The organism is Cognatundibacterium jejuense, assembly GCF_014284255.1.
Taxonomy (GTDB): Bacteria; Pseudomonadota; Gammaproteobacteria; order Burkholderiales; family Burkholderiaceae_D; genus Undibacterium; species Undibacterium jejuense.
In genome coordinates this window covers 1-519 of the sequence record NZ_JACOFV010000055.1, presented here as the reverse complement: position 1 = coordinate 519, position 519 = coordinate 1, and the positions used below count along the sequence as shown (strand labels likewise).

Genomic DNA, 519 nt, shown 5'->3' with positions numbered 1-519 from the left:
TGGGCGTTGAGGATCGTTTTGCCGATAAATTCGTAGCGAACGTTCTGGTCACCGCGGATGTTAACTTCCGGTTGCGGGATCTTTACGGCTTCTACTTTGAGTTTCTCGAACAGATCTTCTGTCCCGCCTGGCAGCGGACGCATGCCGCCATTCCAGTAAATATCGCCATCTTTACTAATTGAGATGGTGATGTTTTCTGGCTTGGTCTTAAATATCTGGTTGGTTTCTGCCGGCAGCTTGAGTTTGACTGTATCTGTGATCACCGGTGCGGTGATCAGGAAGATAATCAGCAAAACCAGCATGACGTCTACCAACGGGGTGGTGTTGATGGTGCTGTTGACTTCGTCTTCGCCATCACCATCGTTGCCGATTGCCATTGCCATAATGTGTCTCTTTCAGATTACTTTAACGTTCAAAACCACTAACTCATCATCACTTTTAAAAACCGTAGAGCAAATAAATACTGTGTTGCTCTACGGTTTTTGCTGTGCTTCTGTGCCTCTGTGGTGAGAGGTTTTT

1 protein-coding gene is annotated in these 519 nt (G+C 46.4%); it reads right to left on the bottom strand.

The window, feature by feature from the left end; translation table 11 throughout:
• The coding region (locus H8K32_RS19990) for an ExbD/TolR family protein (RefSeq protein WP_186914393.1) at positions 1-383 on the bottom strand (383 nt) is incomplete at its 3' end.
• Positions 384-519: the final 136 nt, after the last annotated feature.